14 protein-coding genes are annotated in these 18,337 nt (G+C 64.2%); 7 read left to right on the top strand and 7 right to left on the bottom strand.

Translation table 11 applies throughout. From position 1 onward, the window contains the following. Positions 1-31: 31 nt before the first annotated feature. The 6 genes from NR193_RS22615 to NR193_RS22590 all read left to right on the top strand — a co-directional run bounded on the left by NR193_RS22615 (position 32) and on the right by NR193_RS22590 (position 8,951). Positions 32-1,438, top strand: a complete 1,407-nt coding sequence (locus tag NR193_RS22615; protein WP_256752971.1) for an FAD-binding oxidoreductase — start codon at positions 32-34, stop codon at positions 1,436-1,438. Between the two features lie 115 nt (positions 1,439-1,553). Beyond that, positions 1,554-3,224, top strand: coding sequence for a thiamine pyrophosphate-dependent enzyme (locus NR193_RS22610; RefSeq protein ID WP_256752970.1), 1,671 nt, complete (start codon positions 1,554-1,556; stop codon positions 3,222-3,224). Further along, positions 3,221-5,317 (top strand): hydantoinase/oxoprolinase family protein, encoded by a 2,097-nt coding sequence (locus NR193_RS22605; protein WP_256752969.1) that lies wholly within the window; start codon positions 3,221-3,223, stop codon positions 5,315-5,317. Before NR193_RS22610 ends, NR193_RS22605 begins: the two co-directional genes overlap by 4 nt. After that, positions 5,314-6,933, top strand: a complete 1,620-nt coding sequence (locus NR193_RS22600) for a hydantoinase B/oxoprolinase family protein (protein ID WP_256752968.1) — start codon at positions 5,314-5,316, stop codon at positions 6,931-6,933. Before NR193_RS22605 ends, NR193_RS22600 begins: the two co-directional genes overlap by 4 nt. Next, complete coding sequence (locus tag NR193_RS22595) at positions 6,930-8,132, top strand: pyridoxal phosphate-dependent aminotransferase (RefSeq protein WP_256752967.1); 1,203 nt, start codon at positions 6,930-6,932, stop codon at positions 8,130-8,132. Before NR193_RS22600 ends, NR193_RS22595 begins: the two co-directional genes overlap by 4 nt. Before the next feature lie 3 nt (positions 8,133-8,135). After that, positions 8,136-8,951, top strand: coding sequence for an NAD(P)-dependent oxidoreductase (locus tag NR193_RS22590; RefSeq protein ID WP_256752966.1), 816 nt, complete (start codon positions 8,136-8,138; stop codon positions 8,949-8,951). A gap of 250 nt (positions 8,952-9,201) precedes the next feature. Here the strand turns inward: NR193_RS22590 and NR193_RS22585 are convergent, their stop codons facing one another. Next, on the bottom strand, positions 9,202-11,271 hold the full coding sequence (locus tag NR193_RS22585) for an NAD(P)-binding protein (protein WP_256753075.1): 2,070 nt from the start codon (positions 11,269-11,271) through the stop codon (positions 9,202-9,204). 262 nt (positions 11,272-11,533) lie between these two features. Between NR193_RS22585 and argE the strand changes: the two genes are divergently transcribed. After that, on the top strand, positions 11,534-12,709 hold the full coding sequence (gene argE / locus NR193_RS22580; RefSeq protein ID WP_256752965.1) for an acetylornithine deacetylase: 1,176 nt from the start codon (positions 11,534-11,536) through the stop codon (positions 12,707-12,709). Here the strand turns inward: argE and NR193_RS22575 are convergent. The 6 genes from NR193_RS22575 to NR193_RS22550 all read right to left on the bottom strand — a co-directional run bounded on the left by NR193_RS22575 (position 12,706) and on the right by NR193_RS22550 (position 18,274). Next, on the bottom strand, positions 12,706-13,641 hold the full coding sequence (locus NR193_RS22575) for a LysR family transcriptional regulator (RefSeq protein WP_256752964.1): 936 nt from the start codon (positions 13,639-13,641) through the stop codon (positions 12,706-12,708). The two genes, argE and NR193_RS22575, sit on opposite strands and share 4 nt — an antisense overlap. A 49-nt stretch (positions 13,642-13,690) precedes the next feature. Further along, positions 13,691-15,181 carry an aldehyde dehydrogenase gene (locus NR193_RS22570; RefSeq protein ID WP_256752963.1) on the bottom strand — a complete coding sequence of 497 codons (1,491 nt, stop codon included), beginning with the start codon at positions 15,179-15,181 and terminating at the stop codon, positions 13,691-13,693. A 27-nt stretch (positions 15,182-15,208) separates the two neighbouring features. Next, positions 15,209-15,883, bottom strand: coding sequence for a DUF1028 domain-containing protein (locus NR193_RS22565; protein ID WP_256752962.1), 675 nt, complete (start codon positions 15,881-15,883; stop codon positions 15,209-15,211). 5 nt (positions 15,884-15,888) lie between these two features. Further along, positions 15,889-16,329, bottom strand: a complete 441-nt coding sequence (locus NR193_RS22560) for a RidA family protein (RefSeq protein WP_256752961.1) — start codon at positions 16,327-16,329, stop codon at positions 15,889-15,891. A gap of 56 nt (positions 16,330-16,385) precedes the next feature. After that, a complete protein-coding gene (locus NR193_RS22555; RefSeq protein WP_256752960.1) occupies positions 16,386-17,660 on the bottom strand; it encodes an NAD(P)/FAD-dependent oxidoreductase in 1,275 nt (424 codons plus the stop codon). Positions 17,661-17,935: 275 nt separating this feature from the next. After that, complete coding sequence (locus NR193_RS22550) at positions 17,936-18,274, bottom strand: hypothetical protein (protein ID WP_256752959.1); 339 nt, start codon at positions 18,272-18,274, stop codon at positions 17,936-17,938. Positions 18,275-18,337 lie beyond the last annotated feature (63 nt).

Below are 18,337 nucleotides of genomic sequence, written 5' to 3'. Positions count from 1 at the left end.
CGCGTCACGCCGCACGTCCTCAGGTACCTTCATGACTGATCCTGCTACCGCGTTGCACGAGATTCTCGGGCCGAAAGGTTGGCTCTCGGGCAGCGATGCCGAGCCTTACCAGCGCGATTGGCTCAATCGCTACGGCGTCGCGCCTCTGGGCGTCGCCAGGCCCGCCGACACGTCCGAAGTGGCCAGTGTCGTAAGGGTGTGTCGTGAGGCAGGACTGGCAGTGGTGCCGCAAGGCGGAAACACCGGGCTTTGCGGTGCCGCCGTCGCCCAGCAGCCGAATGCGGTGATCGTTTTGCTTTCTCGCATGACAGCGATCGGCAACCCGGATCGGGACAGCGGGTCGATCGTTGTCGAGGCGGGCGTCATACTTGCAGCGCTGCACGAGGCGCTGGTGCCGCACGGTTTGATGTTCCCGATGCATCTCGGCGCGGAAGGCAGCGCCAGGATCGGCGGCTTGATCGGCACCAATGCCGGCGGCAGCCAGGCTTTCCGCTACGGGATGATGCAGGATCTCGTCCTGGGGCTGGAGGTTGTGACTCCAGATGGCGTGGTTTGGGACGGATTGCGCGCGGTGCAGAAGGACAATGCCGGCTACCAGTTGCGCAAGCTGTTCTGTGGCGCGGAAGGAACGCTCGGCATCGTCACGCGCGCGATCCTGCGGCTGTACCCGACGCCTCGGCAACAGGCGAGCGCTCTTCTGGTCTTGCCCGACTTTGCCGCCGCCGTTTCGTTCGGCGCCTTCTTGCGCGGCGAGGCGGGGGAGCTTCTGGCCAGCCTCGAATTCTTCTGCGATTTCGGCCTGCAATTGGCACTCATGCACCTGCCCGATCTCGCCTATCAGCTGGATACACGGGGCGGCGTCTATCTGCTGGTCGAGCTGGCATCGGGGTCGTCACGTGTTCCCCTGGACGAGGTCCTGGCATCGGCGCTGGAATGGGGCATGGAACAGGGCCTGGTCTCCGACGGCGCGCTGGCAGCGACGGGTGCGCATCGGGCACAATTCTGGCGGCTTCGGGAGGAGCAACCGGAAGGGCAGAGGCTGGAAGGCGAACAGCTGAAGCACGACATCTCCGTGCCTCCCGGTGCAATCGCCCGTTTCGTCGAGGAAGGCGCGAAGATCTGCGGCGACATTCTCCCCGGCGTGCGGATAAACCCGTTCGGGCACCTCGGCGACGGAAACATCCATTACAACCTGTCTCCGCCGGAAGGTCGTGCCGATTTCGACGGCAAGGCCGAGCAGCTCGCCGAGGCGCTGTCATCTCTTGCCACGGAAATGGGCGGCAGCTTTGCAGCCGAGCATGGGCTTGGGCGGGCCAAGCTCGCCATGGCCGACCGCCATCGCGGCTCGGTGGAGCGAGAGCTCATGACACGGCTGAAGGGCGCGTTCGATCCTCTGGGCACGATGAATCCCGATGTCGTGGTGCGCGCTGCTCAGTAAAGAAAAACTTTCGAATAGATTGCATTTCTTGATTTCGTCCCGATCCGCCAGCGTGCACGTATAAAACCGAAAGGCAGGCTCGGTCCGCTTGCCGCCAGAGTGAGGATGTCGAAGCATGATCCGCAATGGCGGCCATCTTCTTGTCGAGTGCCTGATCGCGCTCGGCGCGACCAAGAGTTTCGGTGTGCCGGGCGAAAGCTACCTGGCCGTGCTGGACGCGCTGCACGACACTCATGGAAAGCTGGATTACGTGCTTTGCCGCAATGAGGGCGGCGCGGCGTTCATGGCCTCCGCCTACGGCAAGCTGACGGGCTCGCCGGGCATTTGCTTCGTGACGCGCGGACCGGGCGTTGCCAATGCGTCCATCGGGGTGCACACGGCGATGCAGGACAGTTCGCCGATGATCGTCTTCGTCGGCCAGGTCGGCACCGACATGCGCGGCCGTGAAGCGTTTCAGGAAATCGACCACCGCGCCGTGTTCGGCACGATGGCGAAATGGGCAGTGGAGGTCGACGATGTCGAGCGCCTTCCGGAAATCGTCGCCCGGGCCTGGACCACGGCGCTCACCGGGCGGCCCGGCCCAGTGGTGATCGCGCTGCCCGAGGACATGCTGACGACGCTGACCGATGTCGCGGCACTCAGGGGACCTACCAGGGTGTTCGAGGCCGCGGCCGATGCCGATGCGCTGGCCGAGGCCCGGTCCATGCTGGCCGCCTCCAGCAGGCCAGTCATCCTGATCGGCGGCGCCAACTGGTCTGCTGGCGGGCGCGCAGCGCTGCAGGCTTTCGCCGAGGCGTCCGACATTCCGGTGATCGCAGCGTTCCGCTTCCAGGATCAGTTCGACAATGGCTCGCCGGTCTTCGTCGGCGAGGCGGGTGTCGGCATGGTCCCGCATGTCAAGAAGCTGATCCGCGACGCCGACGTGATCCTGGCGATCAATGTGCGCTTTGGCGAAATGACCACGGATGGCTACACGCTGCTGTCCGTGCCCGAGCCGAAGCAGAAGCTGATCCATGTCCACGGTTCGGATCGCGAGATCGGCAAGGTCTATGTGCCGTCGCTTGGCATCCATGCCGGGCCGAACGCCTTCGCCAAGGCGCTCTCGCCGGTCAAGGGCGACTGGGCCGCGTGGCGGTCGCAGGCGCGCCAAAGCTATGAGGGCGCGTTCGAGGCGCCGGCCCAGCCGGGCCCGGTCGACATGGTCGAGGTCAGCCGCTGGCTGCGCGAGGCGCTGCCCGATGATGTGATCCTGACCAACGGCGCCGGCAATTTCACCGTCTGGCCGAACAAGTTCTTCAAGTTCGGGCCGAAGGCACGGCTTCTGGCGCCGCAATCCGGCGCCATGGGCTATGGCCTGCCGGCGGCAATCGCGGCCAAGGTCGCGTTTCCCGGCCGTACGGTGGTCTGCTTTGCCGGCGATGGCGATTTCCAGATGAACTGCCAGGAACTGGGGACGGCGATGCAGGCCGGCGCGCAGCCGATCGTCCTCATCCTGAACAACGGTATCTACGGCACCATCCGCGCCCATCAGGAGCGCAACTATCCGGCTCGCGTTTCTGGGACCTCGCTTGAGAACCCCGACTTCGTGACTTTGGCGCGTGCCTATGGTTTCCACGCCGAGCGGGTCGGCGCGACCGGGGATTTCGCCGGCGCCTTCGGCAGGGCGCTGGCGTCCGCGACCGGCGCGGTCCTGGAGCTGGATATTTCCCCGGAGGCCCTTACGCCGCGTCAGACCCTTTCCCAAATGCGCGACGCAGCGCTCGCTTCGCAGAAGGCCAATGCATGACCAGTACGGCAAATGACATCCGCCTCGGTGCGGATATCGGCGGCACCTTCACCGACATTGCGCTCGATGTGCGTGGCACGATTTTCTCGACCAAGATCCTGACCAACTATGCCGCGCCCGAGCAGGCCATCCTCGATGGCATTGAGATCGTGTCGCGCGACGCCGGTATTTCGCTGTCGGACCTCGACATCGTGATCCACGGCACCACGCTGGCGACGAACGCTCTTATCGAGCGCCGTGGCGCGAAGACCGCACTGGTCACCACCGAAGGTTTCCGCGACGTGATCGAGATGCGCACGGAGAACCGCTTCGAGCAGTATGACCTGAACCTTCAGCTGCCGCCGCCGTTGATCCCGCGCGAGGACCGCTTTACGGTCAAGGGCCGGATCGGTGCCCAGGGCCAGGAACTGCAGCCGCTTGACGAAGCCTTCCTGGAAGATATCGCCGGACGGATTGCGGCTGGCGGCTTCGGCTCGGTGGCGATCGGCTTCATCCACTCCTACGCCAACCCGGCTCATGAGCTCCGGGCTCGCGAAATTCTCGCCCGGAAGCTGAGCATCCCGATTTCGATCAGCGCTGAAGTATCGCCGCAGATGCGTGAGTTCGAGCGCTTCAACACGGTCTGCGCCAACGCCTATGTGCGGCCGCAGATGGCAGACTATCTCGCCCGCCTCCAGATACGCCTGAAGGAAATGGGCGCCGAGTGCCCGGTTTTCATGATCCATTCGGGCGGCGGCCTGATCTCGGTGGAAACCGCTTCGGAATTCCCCGTGCGGCTGGTCGAGTCCGGCCCGGCGGGCGGCGCCATCTTCGCAGCCGACATCGCCAGGCGCTTCGGCCTGGAGAAGGTCGTCTCCTATGACATGGGGGGCACCACGGCCAAGATCTGTCTGATCGAGGACTATGCGCCCCGCACCGCCAGAACATTCGAAGTGGCGCGCACCTATCGTTTCTGCAAGGGCTCCGGCATGCCGATCTCGATCCCGGTGATCGAGATGATCGAGATCGGCGCCGGTGGCGGTTCCATCGCCTGGGTTGACGCCATGGGCCGCATCCAGACCGGGCCCGAGAGCGCGGGATCGGAGCCAGGTCCGGCCTGCTACGGCCGCGGCGGCAAGCGCCCGGCTATCACCGACGCCGATTTGGTGCTTGGCAAGCTCGACCCCGACAATTTCGCGGGCGGCGCGATCCGGCTCGACACGTCCGCATCCGAATTGGCCCTCATGCGCGACGTGGGCGAGCGCCTGTCGCTCGACGCCATGTCGACGGCGTTCGGCATCTGCGAGGTGGTGGACGAGAATATGGCCAATGCCGCGCGCGTCCATGCCGTCGAGAACGGCAAGAACATCTCCGACAATTTGATGATCGCCTTTGGTGGCGCTGCACCCCTTCACGCGGCAAGGCTTTGCGAAAAACTCGGCATCGACCGGTGCATCATTCCCAAGGGCGCGGGCGTCGGATCGGCGATCGGCTTCCTCAAGGCACCGTTTGGCTACGAAGCTCTGGCGTCCAGGCTCACGCAGCTTTCGCAATTCAAGCCTGCCGAGGTCAACGCCTTGCTTGGCGGCCTCAAGGCTTCCGCTGAAGGCTTCGTGCGGACCGGAGCCGCCGGCGCGATCGTCTGCGAAATCACCGCCTTCATGCGCTACGCCGGTCAGGGCTGGGAAATCCCGGTGCCGCTGCCGGACGAGCCGTTCGGCGATGATGCCGCCACCAGGCTCAAGGATCTGTTCGAGGCAAATTACCAGCGCTTCTTCGGTCGCGCCATAGAAGGGCTCGACGGGCTGGAGGTCGAGATCGTCACCTGGTCGGTCAAGGCCACGGATGTTCGCACCACCGCCGCCCGGCACGATCTCACGACGGGCCACCGCACGAATGAGCCAGCCATGACCAGGGCGGTATTCGATCCGGCCAGCGGCGAGCCGCGGACCTATGGCATCGTCGAACGAGAACTGCTCTGCGCCGGCGATCGCGTGGCGGGCCCAGCGGTCATCGTCGAACGCGAGACCTCCACTGTCGTCACCACGAGCTTCGACGCCGTTGTCCAGAGCGACGGTGCAATCCTTCTGATCCGCAAAGGCTGCCAGGCATGAGCGACATTGGTGAGATCCGCATGCAGGTGATGTGGAACCGGTTGATCTCGGTGGTCGAGGAGCAGGCGCTCACCCTGCTGCGCACGGCCTTCTCGACCTCCGTACGCGAATCCGGCGACCTGTCGGCGGGCGTGTTCGACCCGCGCGGCCAGATGCTGGCACAGGCGGTGACCGGCACGCCCGGCCATGTGAACACCATGGCCGAGGCAGTGCTGCATTTCATGAACGAAATCCCACGTGACAATATGTTCGAGGCCGACACCTATGTCACCAACGATCCCTGGCAGGGCACCGGCCACCTGCACGACATAACCATGGTGTCGCCGTCGTTCCTGAATGGCGAACTGGTGGCGTTCTTCGCCTGCACGGCGCATGTAGTCGATGTCGGCGGGCGTGGCTTTGGCGCCGACGGCAAATCGGTCTACGAGGAGGGCATCCAGCTTCCGATCATGAAGTTCGCGGAAAAGGGCAAGGTCAATCTCGACCTCGTCAGGATCCTGCGCGCCAATGTCCGCGAGCCGAACCAGGTCGTCGGCGACTTCTACTCGCTTGCCGCGTGCAATGAAGTCGGTCATCGCCGCCTGGTCGACATGATGAAGGAGATCGGCCTCACGTCGCTGGACGGGCTCGGCGACTTCATCTTCTCGCGAACCCGCGACGCCATGGCCGAACGCATCAAGGCGCTGCCGAAGGGAAGCTGGTCCAATGAACTCGTGACCGACGGCTACGACAAGCCGGTGAAGCTTGTGGCAGCCGTCACGGTTCGCGAGGACGGCGTCGAGGTTGATTTCACCGGCACCGATCCGATGAGCCGGTGGGGCATCAATTGCCCGATCATCTACAGCAAGGCCTATGCCTGTTACGCGCTGAAATGCGTGGTGGCGCCCGACATTCCGAACAATGCCGCCTCGCTGGCCTTCTTCACGGTGTCATCGCCGGTCAACATTCTGAATGCCGTGCGGCCGGCGCCCGTGGCGTTGCGGCACATCTTCGGGCACATGGTTCCCGATCTTGTGCTGGGAGCGATCTCCAAGGCGTTGCCGGGGAAGATCCTTGCAGAAGGCGCCGGCGCGCTGTGGAATATCCATATCTCGGTGCGGCCAGTCTCCGGCGGTTCGGGCCGTCGCGCTGAAGTGCTGATGTTCAACTCCGGCGGTATGGGCGCGCGCCCTGGACTTGACGGACTGTCGGCGACGGCCTTCCCCTCCGGCGTCCACACAATGCCGATCGAGGCGACGGAGCATACGGGTCCGATCGTCATCTGGCGCAAGGAGTTGCGCCCCAATTCCGGCGGCGACGGCGAATTCCGCGGCGGCCTGGGTCAGGTGATCGAGATCGCCGCGATCGAAGGCCATGAGTTCGACTTCTCGGCGATGTTCGATCGCGTCAATCACCCTGCCCACGGACGCAATGGCGGCGGGCCTGGAGTCGCCGGCGTGGTCAACCTGGACGATGGCACTCAGATGCGACCCAAGGGATGGCAGCACGTTCCAGCCGGCCGTCGGTTGATACTGGAATTGCCAGGCGGCGGCGGCTATGGCGATCCGTCCAAACGCAGCGCCGAGGCGCGAGCGAATGACCGGTCCAAGGGATACGTTGCGGAGAACAACAAATGAGCTACGTTTCCTCGCGCCTGTCGGTGGTGAAGCCTTCGGCTTCGATGGCGGCTTCGCAGGCGGCCAAGGCGCTGCGAGCCAAGGGCGTGGACGTGATTGATCTCGGCCTCGGCGAGCCGGATTTCCCCACACCTGGCCACATCATCGATGCAGCCCATTTCGCGGCGAAGGCCGGCCAGACGCTCTACACAGGTGCTGCCGGCACACCCGAGGTGCGGGAAGCGGTGGCCGGCAAATTCCGGCGCGAAAACGGACTGGACTACACGGCGGACGACATCGTCGTAGCCAACGGCGCCAAGCAGATCATCTTCAACGCGCTAATGGCAACGCTGGAGAGCGGTGACGAGGCCATCCTGCCGGCGCCCTATTTCGTCTCCTATCCGGAGATGGTGAAGCTGCTCGGCGGCACGCCCGTCGTCGTGGAATGCCCGGAGACGTCAGGATTCCGGCTGACGCCGGAGCTGCTGGAAAAGGCCATCACGCCAAGGACGAAATGGCTTTTCCTGAATATGCCGGGCAATCCCTCCGGCGCCATATACCCGCAAACGGATCTGCGAGCGCTTGGAGCCGTCCTGGCGAGGCATCCTCATGTGCTTGTCCTCTCCGACGAGATCTATGAGCACATCCTGTTCGACGGACGCGAGTTCGTTTCGTTCGGCAAGGCCTGTCCGGAGTTGAAGGATCGCAGCCTGATCGTCAACGGTGTCTCGAAGTCCTACGCGATGACCGGCTGGCGCGTCGGCTACGCGGCCGGGCCGGCGCCGCTCACCAAAGCGATGGCGACCATTCAGAGTCAGTCCTGCACCTCCGTCTGCTCGATCGCGCAAGCGGCGACCGTGGCCGCGCTCAACGGCCCTCAGGACGAGGTGGCGCGCTTCCGGCAGGCCTTTGAGGCACGCCGCAATCTGGTCGTCGACGGCATCAGGCGGATCAACGGCCTCACGCTCTCACCGCCAGAAGGCGCCTTCTACGCCTATATTGGCTGCGCCAGCCTGATCGGCCGCAAGACACCCAAAGGCGTCGTGCTGGAGGACGATACGGCGGTGGCGACTTATCTTCTCAACGAAGGCCGCGTGGCGTCCGTACCGGGCACTGCCTATGGACTTTCACCCTATTTCCGTATCTCGACCGCTACCGGCGAACAGGTGCTGACCGAAGCGATCTCGCGGATCAATGCCGCCGTCGCGCAAGTGGAGTAGATGATGCCGCATTACGAACGTATCCTGATCACTGGTGCCGCCGGCCGGCTCGGCTCGGAACTGCGAAAGGGGCTGGTGCCGCTGGCCAGAACGATCCGCCTGGCCGGTCGCGAACCGTTCGGCGATCTTGCTCCGCACGAGGAAGAAGCGGTGTTCGACCTCGCAGACATGGAGGCGACAATTGCTGCCACCAAGGACTGCGACGCGATCGTGCATTTCGGCGGTGCGCCGCTCGAATGTGCATGGCAGACGATCCTGGATTCCAGTATCCGCGGCTCCTACCACATCTACGAAGGCGCCCGGAAACACGGTGTGAAGCGTGTCATCTATGCCTCCTCGGTGCACGCTATCGGCTATCATGAGGTCGAGGCGCATATCGGTGTGGACGCCCCGGTGCGCCCCGACAGCCTATACGGGGTGTCGAAGAATTTCGTCGAGAGCCTGAGCCGGCTCTACTGGGACAAGTTCGGCATCGAGACGGCGTGCCTGCGCATCTTCTCGTCCTTCCCGGAGCCGGCCGACCGCCGCATGCTGTGGTCATACCTTTCCTTTGCCGACTGCGTCCGCCTCGTCGAGGCCTCGCTGACCGCGCCACGCGTCGGCCACACGATTTCGTTCGGCATTTCCGACAACAAGCTGAAGATGGTCGACAACAGCGGCGCAAACCATCTGGGGTTCATCGCGCAAGACAGCGCCGAGCCATTCCGTGCTGCCGTCGAAGCGAAAACACCTGTTCCCGATCCGACAAAGCCATCGGTGAAATATCTCGGCGGCTGGTTCTGCGAACTCGGCCACCCGGACGACAAACCGGTCAAGTAGCGCGATAGGCAACTCGCGGCTCGGTCTCGTCAACTCCAAGCACGTTGCCGGTTTGGTTCGCGTATGCCCATCGGATGATCAGGATCCGCGCAAGCGCTGATGCCAAACACGCGCATGAATAGCTCAGTTTGCGGGAGCCGAAGCACGAGCCACCCTTCAGCGTGACCACGCCGATGTCTTCGTGCGTTCCTCAATCACCAATGATCTTCCTGCGCGGCGGAAAGAACGAAAGGCGTCATGATCCCGTCCTCTATTCCGCGGCCAGAGCCGTCACTTCTCGCCGGAACGGCAGCGCGTCGCCGATATCGTGTTCGTCCATCTCGCGCGCGAAGCGATGGCCGGCGTAGGTCGCCCAGGCAATCGGGCCCGGCGCCTCGGCATCGCCGATGACCTTGATCGAGCGAATGCCGCTGTCGGCCCACTCGTCCCGTCGCGTCTTCAATTCGTGCCAGACGCCATCGTCCTGTTGGCGCGATGTCACCAGCACCACTGCATCCGCGACGATGTCGTGCCGGGCGCCCGTGTAAGCGCAGGCCGTGGCAACACCTCCCGACGCAATGCGCGTCACGACCCGGTTCAGCACGATCTCGACGCCGAGCTCGGCCAGCCGGCGATGGATGGCGCCCTGCTCCAGCGTGTTGCGGGTCCAGTCGGACACATAGGCGGAAGGCGTCACAAGCGTCACCCTCGCGCCCTGGCGCGCCATGAGCTCGGCCAGAACGCCACCCATGTAGTAGTGGTCGTCGTCGAACAGCACGACATTGCCGGTCGGCACGTTGCCTCCCATCAGGTCGTCCGGTGTGTAGACCGGCATCGCAGGGTCCACCGGGATCGGCACGACATGCGCGCGCGCCACGCCGTCGCGGCGCCATGTCGAGCCGGTGGCGATGGCAACGTTCTGAAAGCCGAAGGCGAGTATGTCCTCGGCGGACAATCGGCTTTCGAAATAGACGTCGACATTGGACATCTGGCTGAGCTGATACTGGCGATAGTCGCGCACGCGACCCCAGGCGGAGAGACCGGGCAAGCGGCACTCGCGCGCGACGCGGCCGCCGAGTTCGGTACCAGCTTCGGCGATGGCCACCTGGTAGCCGCGCAGGCCGAGCGCGCGGGCGGCCTCCAGGCCGGCAGGACCGGCGCCGACGACCAGCACGCTGTCGCTGTCGCCCTTGGCCTGCATCCGTTCGGGATGCCAGCCCTTGCGCCACTCCTCCATGAAGGTCGGGTTCTGCGTGCAGCGCGAGATCGACATGGTCATGTCGCCGGTGATGCAGATGTTGCAGCCGATGCACTCGCGAATGTCCTCGATCCGCCCCTCTTCCACCTTCTTCGGCAGGAAGGGATCGGCGATCGACGGGCGCGCGCAGCCGATGAAATCCAGCGTCCCGGATTTGATCATCTTCACCATCACATCCGGCGAGGTGAAGCGCCCGACGCCAACGACCGGCTTCGACGTCAGCTTCTTGATGCCTGACACCAGGCTCTCCTGCGCAGCCTCCTCCTTGAACCGCGACGGCCCGGAGCAGTCCTCCCAGGCACCGTGGGCCAGATCCCAGAGGTCGGGCAGGTCGGCATGCATCTCGATCATGTCGCGCACTTCGGAATTGGCGAAGCCGAGCTCGCCGATCATCTCGTCCAGAGACAGCCGCAGCGTCAGGCCGCAAGTGTCACCAATGGCATCGCGACCCTCTTCGATCAGCTCACGCATCAGCCTCGAGCGGTTTTCCAACGAGCCGCCATACTCGTCGCTACGCTGGTTGGTGGCGGTGGACAGGAAGTGCTGAATGATGCCGAAGCCGTGCGCACCGTAGAGACACACCAGATCGAAGCCCGCCTGCCGGGCACGTTTGAAGGCATTGCGATGCCAACGGCGCAAGTCGCGGATATCCTGCTTGTCCATGGCGCGCGCCTGGACCGGATCGTTGGTGAAGGTCCGGATGGGCAAGGCAGACGGTCCGCGCGGCACTTCCTTGGTGTAGAGGTTCGGGCCGTTGATGCCTGAATAGGCCAGTTGGATGCCGGCCAGCGCGCCATGCTGGTGCATGGCACTGGCCATCCTGGCCAGCGCCGGGATATCGGCGTCGTCCCAGAGCCTGAGCTCGATGAAGGGGGTGATCTCCGAGGTATGGTGCATCTCGGTCTGCTCGGTGAAGATGACGCCCCATCCGCCTTCCGACTTGATGCGGCGCATCTCGGCCGCGGCGGACGGATCGCGGTAGCCGCCACCATTGCAATGCGGAACCTGATAGAAGCGGTTCTTGGCTGTCACCGGACCGATCTTCACGGGCTCGAACAGGATGTCGTAGCGGGGATCGCGCATGGTGTCTTCTTCCTGCCAGAGTCGCAGCGCGGCACGCGTGATCATGGCGCAGGCCGGTCTGCCCAGTGGGTAGATGCCGTGAACCTACTCATAAGTTGCGGCACGCGCTGGAAAACTACAGATTTCTTCTGTGCCGATTAGGACGCGCCTAAGCGCCCCTGCCTGGGTTAGCATCCGGTGACTCCCGGCTGAGCCAAATGCGACTTCAAGCCCGTGGCCACGCGATGCTAGATAGCGCGCACGGCCAACGAGACCAAGACGCATGGACAGCATCCGCATCCTTGAAAAGCTGCTCGCGTTCCCGACGGTGAGCCGCGACTCGAACCTCGACCTCATCGGCTACGTGGCGGACCTGCTTGACGCGCATGGCATTGCTTGCCAGATCATCCATAGCGACGATGGCCACAAGGCCAATTTGTTTGCCACCATCGGACCGGCCGACACGTCCGGCATCATGCTGTCCGGCCACACTGACGTCGTTCCCATCGACGGCCAGGCCTGGACGCTGCCGGCCTTCGAGATGACCGAGCGCGATGGCAGGCTTTACGGGCGCGGCGCGGCCGACATGAAGGGCTTCGTCGCCTGCGCGCTCGGCGCGTGCCTCAAGGCCGCGAAAATGACGCTGCGGACGCCACTGCAGCTGGCACTGTCGTATGACGAGGAGATCGGCTGCATCGGCGTGCGCAGCCTGGTCGACATGTTGCGGGCAGCTCCGAAGCGGCCGTTGCTGTGCATAGTCGGCGAGCCGACCGACATGCAAGTGGCGACCGGGCACAAGGGCAAGCTTGCCGCGCGCGCCATCTGCAAGGGACGCGAAGGCCATTCGGCGCTGGCCCCGCTGGCGCTCAATGCCATCCACCTCGGCTGCGACTTCGTCGCCGTCCTGCGCCGGGAGCAGGACCGGCTGGCGCGTGACGGCGCCCGCGACGGCGACTACGACATTCCCTACACGACCGTCCATGTCGGCAAGATCAACGCCGGCGTGGCGCTGAACATCGTGCCGAACCTCTGCCAGGTCGACTTCGAGATCCGCAATGTCGCGGCCGACAATCCTCACGAGATCCTTGACGGCCTGCGCAAGGAGGCCGCGCACATTGCCGGCGAAGCCTCGGCCATGGCGCCCGAGGCGGCGATCGACATCGACATCACCAACACCTATCCCGGCCTTGACACCCCGGCCAATTCGCAAGCCGTCGCTTTCGTCAAATCGCTGACCGGCGCCAACAATACCATCAAGGTCGCCTTCGGTACCGAAGGCGGCCTGTTCAGCCGCGATCTCGGCACGCCGACGGTCGTATGTGGCCCAGGGTCGATGGCGCAAGGGCACAAGCCGGACGAATTCGTCGGCGTCGAGCAGATGCGCCGCTGCGACGACATGCTGGAAAACCTGTTGCGGCGGCTAGCCGACCACCAGCCTCTACTGAAAGCAGGCTTTTAGCCGATTGCCCGCTCGGCGCCGAACACGCCCTGCTCGACCACGAAATGCCGGCATTGGTCGATGAACGCCTGGACGGTCTGCGTGCGATGTTCGGAGTTGGGCAAGGCGACGCCCATCGTCAGCGGCCGCAGGTCGCCGTCCAGTGGCACAAACACAAGCGGCTTGCCATCCGGCGCCAGCGTGTTGAGCGGGCGCATATTGGCGATGCCGTAGCCGAAGCCGTTGGCCACCATCGAGCGCATGACCGCAATGTCGCCAGTGCGCTCGGCAATGTTGGGCCGGATTCCCCGCTGATGGAACGCCGAGAGGAAATATTCGCGGCTATACGGCAGGTCGAGCAACACCATCGGCTCGTCGGCCAGTTCCTCCGTCGTGATCGACGCCTTTCCCGCAAAGCGATGCCCGGCCGGCAGCATGACATAGGCCGGCACCAGCATCAGCGGCTCGAAGGTCATGTCCTGCGACAGTTCGAGATCGTATGTCAGGGCAAGGTCGATTTCGCCGCGCTGCAGCATCTCGAGCAATTGCCCCTGATTGCGCTCGAACTGACGCACACGCACGTCCGGATAAGCGCGCTCGAACCGCATGCGAAGGGCCGGCAGGACGATCTGCGCGAACGTCAGCAGGCATCCTACCGCCAGCGGGCCGCGAACCTTTTCCGCAAAGTCGCCGGCGATATCGTGCAAGGCATCGGCATCGTTTAGCAGCCGGGCGGCTTCCTTCAGAAAGACGCGGCCGCCAGCCGTGAGCGAGAGGCCGTGCGAATGCTTGCGGACAAAAAGCTGGACGCCGAACTCCGTTTCCAGCTGGGCGATGGAGGCCGAAATCGACGGCGGCGACACATTGACCTGTTCGGCCGCCTTGGCGATGGAGCCAGCCTCGCCAACGGCAACGAAATATTCCAGCTGTCTGAGCGTGAAGCGTAGCGGCATGGCTGGCTATGTTGCCGGTTTGGGGGCTGCGATCAAGCCTCGGCGCCCATCAGTATTTGATCCATGTCGTTTTCAGCGCGGTATATTTGTCGAGCGCATGCAGCGACAGGTCGCGGCCGAAGCCGGATTGCTTGACGCCGCCAAACGGTGTCATCGGGCTCAGCGCGTCGACCGTGTTGACGGAAACCGTGCCGGCATGGAGCCGGCCGGCGATGCGGTGCGCGCGCGACAGGCTGTCGGTCCACAACGATGCGGCCAGCCCGTATGGGCTGTCATTGGCAATACGGATAGCCTCCTCCTCGGCGTCGAAGGCGATGACCGAAAGCACCGGCCCGAAGATCTCGTCCCGGGCGATCGGGTCGGCGGGCGCGACATCGTCGAAGATGGTGGGCTGGACAAAGCTGCCGCGCCCATTGACGGTGACCAGATCGCCGCCCGCGACCAGGCGCGCGGTTTTCTTGCCAGCCTCGACAAACCGCATGACATTGGCCGCATGGCGGGCATCGACCATGGCACCCATTTTCGAAGCCGGATCGAGCGGATCGCCGGGTTGGGTGGCCGCCGCACGCCGCACCAGTTTGTCCACGAGCGCATCCTTGACGCCGCGTTGTACCAGCAGGCGTGAATTGGCGGAGCAGATTTCGCCCTGGTTGAAGAAGATGCCGAAGGCTGCCATGTCGGCTGCGGCATCGAGATCACCGCAGTCAGCAAAGACAAGGTTGGGGCTCTTGCCGCCGGTCTCCAGCCAGACCTGCTTCATGTTCGACTGACCGGAATATTGCAAAAACATCTTGCCGACGGCGGTCGAACCGGTAAAGGCAAGGCAATCCACGTCCATGTGGCGGCCAAGCGCCTGGCCGGCGGTTTCGCCAAGGCCTGGCACCACATTGAGCACGCCAGCCGGCAGGCCTGCTTCCATCGCCAGTTCCGCCAGCCGCAGGGCTGACAAGGGCGACTGCTCGGCGGGTTTCAGCACGACCGAATTGCCCGCCGCCAGCGCCGGCGCGCACTTCCAGGTCGCCATGTCGAGCGGGAAATTCCACGGCACTACCGCACCGACCACGCCAAGCGGCTCGCGCCGCACCAGCACCAGATCGCCTTCGCCGGTCGGTGCCACTTCGCCATAGATCTTGTCGATGGCTTCGCCATACCATTGGAAGATCGCCGCCGAGCCGGGGACGTCGACCGAGGCCGCATCCCTGACGAGTTTGCCCATGTCGAGTGTCTCAAGCAGGGCCAGTTCATGCAGGTTTTCGCGCAGCAACCGCGCCAGCCGCAGCAACACCTCCTTGCGGTGCGCCGGGCTGGTGCGTGACCAGACGCCGGCGTCGAAGCTGCGCCGTGCCGCGGCAACAGCCAGATCGATGTCTTCTCCGCCGCAGGACGCCACCTCGGCCAGCGTTTCCCCGGTTGCCGGGTTGACGCAGGCGAAGGTTCGGCCCGACCGCGCCGCAACCGGCTTGCCGTCAATGAACGCCTTGTCGCGAAAACGGATGGCGGACGCCTTGCCGATCCAGTCCTTGTGGCTGAGTTCGCTCATCGCTGGTGACCCCTGGCCGTGTCCCGATTATTCGTCGCCCGGCACGCCGTAGCTCGGCGCATCGGATGGATTTATCGCGCGGGTCACATAGGCATCGAGCTGCGGCTTGTAGATTTCCCACAGGCTCGCCAGCTGCTCGATCGGGCAATCGTCGGTCCAGTCGCAGCGCAGGTCGGCGACCGGCCACGCAACCTCGCGCACCAGCTTCATCCCGGCCGAATGGACCGGGCCTGCCTCGCCACCCGCTTTCAGCGCAGCGCGCATGGTCGCGATGAGGCGGTCGCCCAGATGCCCTTCCGACGCCAGAAAGGCAGCGACCATGGCTTGCGGCACCCCGTCATGGGCTAGCATGTTGCCGCCGCAAGCGACATTGTCCGCGCGTGCTTCCGCCCAGATGCCAAGCGCCCTGGGGCCCGAATGGATCGCGGTCGTGCCAGCGGCATCGACAGCCAGCACCTGCCGGTATTCGGGATGGGCGCCGGTGCGCTTCAGTATAGCGATTGCCTCGGCGGCCGAAGCGCCGCGCGCCAGCAGTTCGAGGCCTCGCAGCCCAAGCGTCGGATCGGTGACGTTCTGGCTGGCAACGGCGCCGGCGCCTGCCTGCGCATAGGCGCAGCGCGCCGCCACCGCAGGCGACGAGGATGACACCGCGACCCCGAACATTCCGGTGCGGCTGCAGCGCGCGACAATGGAAAAGGTCATGGCTATCAGTCCGGGATGATCGAGGTGTGATCATCCGGGATGACGGCGGTGCCGTCGATCTCGACCAGCCAGTCCGGCCGCGCCAGGGCCTGCACGACAAGGCCGGTGGAAACGGGATGCACGCCTTTGATGTACTCGCCCATGGTGCGGTAGACCGCTTCGCGATGGCGCACGTCGGTGATGTAGACCACCACCTTGACCAGATGCTGCATGGTGCCGCCGCACTCCTCGATCAGCTGGCGGATGTTCTGCATGACCTTGTGCGTCTGCTCGGCCGGATCATGGCTGTCGATGTTCCTGGCCGTGTCGAGGTCCTGCGGACACTGGCCACGCAGATAGACGGTTCTGCCGCCCCGCGTCACGACCGCCTGGCACAGATCGTTGTCGAGTTTCTGCTCGGGATAGGTGTCCTTGGTGTTGAACTTGCGAATTCTTGTATGCGCCATCTTGGTCTCCGTCAGATCGGGCTCGATGTCAGGACATCCGTTTCGGTTGCCGTTGGCTATGCCGCCTGGGTCTCGCGCCTTGCAGCCGCATGGTAGGCCAGGTATTTGCGCTGCGTGGAAATATGGTCCGCCACATGCTGGGCGTCGTGCCAGACGCCCCAGATGAAGCTCGACCCCCTGCGCGATTGCCACGGCAGACCGAGGAAATAGATTCCGGGCTCGGTCGACACACCGCGCTGATGCTTCGGCTTGCCCTTTTCGTCGAACACATCAACGCCGAGCCAGCTGTAATCGACGGTAAATCCCGTTGCCCAGATGATCGAACCTATTCCCGCCTCGGCCAGGTTCAACTCGAGGATGGGATCAGTCACGCATTGCGGGTCCGGCCCGATCTTGCGGGCTCCGGGCTCTTCGGCAAGGTCGAGCCCGTTGCGGGCGACATAGGCGTCCGCCTCGTCCAGCACCGACATGTAGTTCGCATCACCGCGCGCGATATTCGTGGCCAGATCGGGTGCGAAGATCATGACCCCGTCCTTGTACGATTCCGTCCGGCCAACCAGCGTTATCCCTTGCGCCGCAAGACGCCGGAAATCGATCGTCTCGCCACCACGCGCACCGCTCACCGCGATGGTGACATGTTCCGTGCCTGGCGCGGGGGCCTGGGCGTCCCATTTGCCCAGCACCCCCAGCCACCAGCAGAAGTCACGCCCGCGATAGGCGCGCGGCGGGCGATCGTGAGGTCCGACCGAGAGGTAGACGCGCCGTCCGGCACGTTGGAGTTCGTCCGCGATCTGCACTCCCGAGGACCCCGAACCGACCACCAGCACCGCACCTTGGGGCAACTGTCCGGGATTGCGATAGGCGCTGGAATGGATCTGCACCGGCCCTGCGTCCGTGGGAACCACGGGCGGGATGACGGGATGCTGGAAAGCTCCGGTGGCGGCGACCACGCTCCTGGCCTCGATCACGCCATCCGATGTCTCGACCTGGAAACCGGGACGGCCGACAAGCCTTTGCACCTTCCTGACCTCCACGCCGCAGCGGATGGGAGCAGCGATCATGTTGGCGTAGGCGACAAAATAATCCGCGACCTTCTCCTTGGCGACAAAGGCGTCGGGACCGCAATCCGGAAACGCCATGCCCGGAAAACGATCATGCCAGGCAGGACCATTGGCAACCAGCGAGTCCCATCTTTCGGAGCGCCAGCGCTCGGCGATACGATGCCGCTCGAGGACGAGATGAGGCACGCCGCACTTGCTGAGATGCTCGCTCATCGCCAAGCCGGCCTGGCCGCCACCGACAACGAGCGTGTCTACTTTTTCGACTGACATTTCAGCGGCCCTTTCTGGCTCTCTCCCCGAGAGTTTCCGCGGATGCGACGGAGATCAGGCTGGTCTACTGGAAGGACAGGATAGCGAAAATTACGATTTCATGTGGCAATGGTTAGCTTGTCCCTAAATGCCGGGACGCATACCGAAACGGGGACGACGCCGTTGAGACGAATGCAATTGCCGCAGGTGCAGCACCCGGGGAGCTGCGAGGCTGAATAACGCGGCATGTCGCCGCCCTTGGGCGCCAGTAGGCGGCCACAGGCGGCAAGAAGAGTCTAGGCAACACGACGCTCCGGCTCATCCGTACCTTCATTGATCTCGACAAGAAGAGCCTCGATATCGGCCTTCGGAAAGGTGCGGCGGAAACGCCGATCAAAGGTCGTGAAGATGCCTACGAACGAGTTGGCGCAATGCTCCAGCATGCGATCAGCCTCTTCGGGTGAAACATTGAGCTGTTTCTGCAGGAAGCTGTTGAACTTGCTGCGAGCGGCCGGATTCTCCAGCAGGAATGCCGGCTGGGTGTCCCGTTCGATGCGGCGATGGAACGATGTGGCGGAAACCGTGCGCAGTCCGGCGGCAAGCCGGATGTCGCGCGAGGATGCTGCGCGGCGCAAAAAGCAAATTGACCGAGGAAGACGCGTCCGAGGCACTGAGAATACTCGCACACCATGCAGCGG

Source organism: Mesorhizobium sp. Mes31, from assembly GCF_024519675.1.
GTDB lineage: Bacteria > Pseudomonadota > Alphaproteobacteria > Rhizobiales > Rhizobiaceae > Mesorhizobium.
The sequence above is the reverse complement of the archived record's forward strand: the minus strand, read 5'-3'. Positions and strand labels throughout refer to the sequence as shown.

Bases quoted from the DNA above. Each gene is read 5' to 3' on its own strand.
- NR193_RS22615 (WP_256752971.1), top strand. From the start codon at position 32: ATGACTGATCCTGCTACCGCGTTGCACGAGATTCTCGGGCCGAAAGGT.
- NR193_RS22610 (WP_256752970.1), top strand. From the start codon at position 1,554: ATGATCCGCAATGGCGGCCATCTTCTTGTCGAGTGCCTGATCGCGCTC.
- NR193_RS22605 (WP_256752969.1), top strand. From the start codon at position 3,221: ATGACCAGTACGGCAAATGACATCCGCCTCGGTGCGGATATCGGCGGC.
- NR193_RS22600 (WP_256752968.1), top strand. From the start codon at position 5,314: ATGAGCGACATTGGTGAGATCCGCATGCAGGTGATGTGGAACCGGTTG.
- NR193_RS22595 (WP_256752967.1), top strand. From the start codon at position 6,930: ATGAGCTACGTTTCCTCGCGCCTGTCGGTGGTGAAGCCTTCGGCTTCG.
- NR193_RS22590 (WP_256752966.1), top strand. From the start codon at position 8,136: ATGCCGCATTACGAACGTATCCTGATCACTGGTGCCGCCGGCCGGCTC.
- NR193_RS22585 (WP_256753075.1), bottom strand. From the start codon at position 11,271: ATGCGCGATCCCCGCTACGACATCCTGTTCGAGCCCGTGAAGATCGGT.
- argE (WP_256752965.1), top strand. From the start codon at position 11,534: ATGGACAGCATCCGCATCCTTGAAAAGCTGCTCGCGTTCCCGACGGTG.
- NR193_RS22575 (WP_256752964.1), bottom strand. From the start codon at position 13,641: ATGCCGCTACGCTTCACGCTCAGACAGCTGGAATATTTCGTTGCCGTT.
- NR193_RS22570 (WP_256752963.1), bottom strand. From the start codon at position 15,181: ATGAGCGAACTCAGCCACAAGGACTGGATCGGCAAGGCGTCCGCCATC.
- NR193_RS22565 (WP_256752962.1), bottom strand. From the start codon at position 15,883: ATGACCTTTTCCATTGTCGCGCGCTGCAGCCGCACCGGAATGTTCGGG.
- NR193_RS22560 (WP_256752961.1), bottom strand. From the start codon at position 16,329: ATGGCGCATACAAGAATTCGCAAGTTCAACACCAAGGACACCTATCCC.
- NR193_RS22555 (WP_256752960.1), bottom strand. From the start codon at position 17,660: ATGTCAGTCGAAAAAGTAGACACGCTCGTTGTCGGTGGCGGCCAGGCC.